The 4528-nt window shown below is 66.6% G+C and carries 4 protein-coding genes and 1 pseudogene; 1 reads left to right on the top strand and 4 read right to left on the bottom strand.

All coding sequences use genetic code 11. The features are described 5' to 3' along the window. From A5698_RS10835 to A5698_RS10820, 4 genes are all read right to left on the bottom strand, one after another. The coding region (locus A5698_RS10835; RefSeq protein ID WP_068296305.1) for an LLM class flavin-dependent oxidoreductase at nucleotides 1–1261 on the bottom strand (1261 nt) is incomplete at its 3' end. Then, nucleotides 1258–2163, bottom strand: a complete 906-nt coding sequence (locus A5698_RS10830) for a MetQ/NlpA family ABC transporter substrate-binding protein (RefSeq protein ID WP_068296302.1) — start codon at nucleotides 2161–2163, stop codon at nucleotides 1258–1260. The genes A5698_RS10835 and A5698_RS10830, both read right to left, overlap by 4 nt. Before the next feature lie 9 nt (nucleotides 2164–2172). Continuing rightward, complete coding sequence (locus A5698_RS10825; RefSeq protein ID WP_068296299.1) at nucleotides 2173–2883, bottom strand: methionine ABC transporter permease; 711 nt, start codon at nucleotides 2881–2883, stop codon at nucleotides 2173–2175. Continuing rightward, nucleotides 2880–3887: a methionine ABC transporter ATP-binding protein gene (locus A5698_RS10820; protein ID WP_068296295.1), complete on the bottom strand. Its 1008-nt coding sequence runs from the start codon at nucleotides 3885–3887 to the stop codon at nucleotides 2880–2882. The genes A5698_RS10825 and A5698_RS10820 overlap by 4 nt, the downstream gene beginning before the upstream one ends. A gap of 102 nt (nucleotides 3888–3989) precedes the next feature. Between A5698_RS10820 and A5698_RS10815 the strand changes: the two are divergent. Next, nucleotides 3990–4528: pseudogene (locus A5698_RS10815) on the top strand (MetQ/NlpA family ABC transporter substrate-binding protein); the annotation flags it as partial.

Here is a 4528-nt window from a genome sequence, read left to right as displayed (position 1 = left end):
ACAGCCCGCGCTCGCGCAGGATCGGCACGACGTGGTCGACGAACAGCTCGAGCCCGGAGGGGAACACGTCGGGCATCAGGTTGAACCCGTCGACCGCCCCCGCGACGAACCACTCCTCGATCGCGTCGGCGATCTGCTCTGGCCCGCCGATCACCAACCGATGCCAGGTGATCACCCGGTCGAGCAGCTCCCGCACCGTCAGGTTCTCCCGACGCGCCAGGTTCACCACGATGTCGCGGGCGCCCTGCGATCCGTGATCGGTCACCGCCTCGTCGAGCAGATACTGCGGAAGCGGCTTGTCCCACGACAGCTCCGACGGGTCGACCGACAGCTGCGACGCCAGATGCGCCAGCCGACGCTCCCCTGCCAGCTCGTTCAGCTCTTCGTTGCGCCGCCGCGCCTCCTCGAACGTGCTGCCCAGCACGAACGACAGCCCCGGCATGATCCGGATCGCATCCCTTGGCCGCCCGTACGCCGCACTGCGCGAACGTAATTCAGCTGCGTTGCGTAAGGCATCCTGCAACGACGCCTGCGCTGCGAACACCCCGTCGGCGTACTTCGCCGCCAGATCCAGCCCGCCCGTCGACCCGCCGGCTTGGAACAACACCGGATGCCCCTGCGGCGACCGGGGCAATGTCAGTGGCCCGTCGACGCTGAAGAACTCGCCGCGATGCTCGATCGTGTGAATCGCGCCGACCCTGCTGAAGGCCCCTGACTCCTTGTCGGCGAGCACCGCGTCGTCGTCCCACGAATCCCACAGCGCGCGAACTACATCGATGAACTCTGCTGCGCGCCGGTATCGGTCGCGCCGGTCCGGCTGACCGGAGACCTCGTGCCCGTGGCCGAAGTTGTTCCACGCGTACGGGTCACTGCTGGTGACGACGTTCCACGCGACCCGCCCGCGGCTCAGGTGATCCAGTGTCGCGAACCGACGCGCAATGTTGTACGGCTCCTCGAACGACGTCGATACCGTGCCGATCAGCCCGAGATGGGTGGTGACCGACGCCAGCGTCGACAGCAGAACGATCGGGTCCAACGCAAGCGGCGGCGCCGTCAATGGCGCGTCCGGCGGCTGGAACAGCGACGGGCTGTCGGCCAGAAACAACGCATCCAGCGTGCCGCGCTCGGCGATTCGTGCGACCTCGATCCAGTACGACGGGTCGGCGAACCAGTTCGGGTCCGCGCTGGGATGTTGCCACGCCGCCGGGTGCATCCCGTCGGACAGCACGTTGACGCCGAGGTGCAGCTCCCGCTCGGTCATGCCGGATCACCGGGCAGTGCCAGTTTTTTCACCTCGGGATCGTTGGCGATGTAGGTCTGCACCCGCGGGTCCTCGAACGCCTTGATGAGGTTCTGGATGTTTTCGGTGTCGACGTAATCGCTGCCGACGGTCAACACCGAGGCGAACTCGTCGGGCGACGTCGGCGCGAAGATCAGCTTGTCCTCCGGGACGCCCGCCGCCAGGAACGACTCCGCATACCCGACGATCGCGTCGAGGTCGCGCAACGCGCGGGGCTGGGCGCCGAGATCGAGCAGCGTGAACTTCAGGTTCTTCGGGTTGGCGACGATGTCCTTCTGCGTCGCAGTCCACTTGTCGACCGCGGGGTCGAGCGTGATGAGCCCCGCCCGCTCCAGTAGCCACAGCCCCTGCGCCTCGTTCGCCGGGTCGGAGTACAGCGACACATTCGCCCCGTCCGGCAGCTGCGCGGGGTCGGTGTACTTGTCGGACCAGATGCCGAAGCCCCACCGGAACACCGGCGTCGCCGCCTCCTCGCGGAAGTCGGGGTTGGCCTCGAGTACCTGGCCGAGCCACAGCTTGTGCTGGTAAATGGTGCCGGCCACCTCACCGTCGCTGACCGCACGGTTGATCGTGTTGCTGTCCGCCAGCCCGCGGAACGCCACCGTGATCCCGTGCCTGGGCGCGACCTCTCGGGCGATGTACTCGATCAGCGCCTGCTCGGCCGCGTTGCCCTCGTTGGTGGCGACGACGAGCGTCGCGCCCGCAATCTCGTTCGGAGACTGCGCTTTGCAGAAGAACACGAACCGCGCGGCGATGATGAGCGCCACGACGAGGACGAGGCTCAACGCGATCCACACCCACTTCGGTCTGCGCTCGAGCTCAAATCCGTGGTCGCCATCGACCGGCGTCGTTGTCGTTGCCATGCCTTCCTCTCAGGCTGTCGCCGCGCGCACCTGCGCATGCGGAGTGGTGAACCGGACAAGCGCATCGCCGATCAACTGCACCGCGGCGACGGTGATGACCAGGATGACGATCGTGGCGAGCATGACGCCCTGATCGAAGCGCTGGTAGCCGTATGTCACTGCGACGTAACCGATTCCGCCCGCACCGATGGTCCCCGCGATCGCGGAGTACTCGATCATCGCGATGACGTTGATGGTCAAGCCGCCGAGGATCGACGGCACCGCCTCGTTGATCTGCGCGGTGTGGATGATCTGCAGCCGCGACCCGCCCGACGCGCGCGCCACCTGCACCACCGACGGCGGCACCGAGCGCAGCGAGTTCTCGACGATCCTGGTGAAGAACGCGATGCCGGCCAACGACATCGGCACCACCGCGGCGGCGATACCGATGTTCGTGCCCGTGACGAAGTGGGTGAACGGCATGATCGCGGCCATCAGGATCAGGAACGGCAAGGACCGGCCGACGCTGATGATCCAGCTCAAAACCGTGTGCAGGGTCGGGTTTTCGAACAGTCCGTCCGGCGCCAGGTTGTGCACCAGTGCGCCCAGCGGGACGCCGACCAGCACCACGATCGTCATCACGATGCCGACCATGATCAGCGTGTCGAGCAGGGCCGGAAACAGCAGGGCGGACAGCTCGTTGAACGGGACCTTGGCGCTAGCCAAGACGGTCTCGGTCACGCCACACCCTCCAGCTCGCCGACGTGCACGCCGCTCGTCGTCGCCAAGCCGTAGCGCCCCAGCACGTCCGGTACCCGCGCGCTGAGACCGTCCGCGATGCCCAGCGTCGCGCTGCCGACGGTCACCCCACCGACCTCCTGCACCGATGCGCCCAACACCGACAACGGCGCACCGAGATCCGCCGACGCGCGGGCGATCCAGTCCGACGGCACATCTGGCGCGTCGTACACGACCTGCCACACCCGCTGCCCTGTTGCCGCGCCCGCGGCGACGCCTTGCGGGCGCAGTTCCGCGCCGAGGCCGGAGTCTGGGTCTGTGAGCAGATCGACCAACCGGCCCGATTCGACGATGCTGCCGTGATCCAAGCGGGCCACCGAGTCGGCGATCTTCAGCACGGTGTCCATCTCGTGGGTGATGAACACGATGGACAGGTTCAGGTCGTCGCGCAGTTCGCGCAGCAGGTCGACGACCGACGCCGTGGTCGTCGGGTCCAAACCGGCCGTCGCCTCGTCGGACAGCAGCACCGACGGACGCAGCGCCAACGCCCGCGCAATCCCGACTCGCTGTCGCTGACCCCCTGACAGCTGGAACGGGTAGTGGTTGGCGCGTGACGTCAGGCCCACGCGGTCGAGCAGTTCGGCGACGCGCTTGCGCGTTTCGGCGGCCGTGACACCGAGGTACTCCAGCGGCAGCGCGACATTCTCGGCCGCGGTGCGGCGTTCGAACAGCCCCGACGACTGGAACACCGTGCCGATCCGTCGGCGCGCGACGCGCAGCTTCTGCGATGACAGTGTGGTGAGGTCTTCACCGTTGACGACGACGGCACCCGACGTCGGCAGCGTCAACAGGTTGATGCATTGCGCGAGAGTGCTTTTGCCCGCCCCGCTGGGGCCGACGACGGCGAGGATCTCGCCGGCCTCGACGCGGAAGTTGATGCGGTCGAGCACGACGGTGCGGTGCTCGCCGGTTCCGTAGATCTTGGTCAGGTCGGTCAGCTCGATCATGAAGGTCCTAGTGGAGGGGAAGATGCGCAGGCGTCATCGCCGTTGGGTTCACGCTGCCAAATGCGTTGTGCGGACCGACACCTTTGCGCTCACGGTGAATCGATGCCAATGATGTTCAGCCTGATCGAAACCATGGGCTTTGCGCGATCTGCCGCCCAGACTTTCGGACACATGAGCATCGACGAGTCTGTCTCGGTCACCGAATCACAGCCACATGGGTTCACCATCGCGAAGCGACGCCGGTGGCCGTTCCTGTTGATCGGAGCAGTCGTGGTGGCCGCCGTCGTCGCCGTGTTCATCATCGCGCGCACCAGCGGCACCGCGTCACCCAATGAGACCGCCGGCGCCACGCTTGATGTCGTCTACCTCGACTCGAATCCGGCCGAGAAGCTGATCATCGAGTACATCGCCGAGAACATCGCGCCGGACTACGACGTGAAGGTCGGCGCCGTCGGGCTCGGCGACAGTACGCAGATCAACCAGGCCATCGGCGACGGCCGCTACGCCGGAACGATCTTCCAGCACCGGCACTGGCTGCAGCAGGTCCTCGACGCCAACCCCGGTTTCCGCGAAGAGGCCGCGACGGGTCCATTCTTTCACTGGGTGTTCGGCATCTGGTCGGACAAATACAAGGCGCCGCA

Source organism: Mycobacterium sp. E136, from assembly GCF_001666865.1.
In the GTDB taxonomy this organism is placed as follows: domain Bacteria; phylum Actinomycetota; class Actinomycetes; order Mycobacteriales; family Mycobacteriaceae; genus Mycobacterium.
The sequence above is the reverse complement of the archived record's forward strand: the minus strand, read 5'-3'. Positions and strand labels throughout refer to the sequence as shown.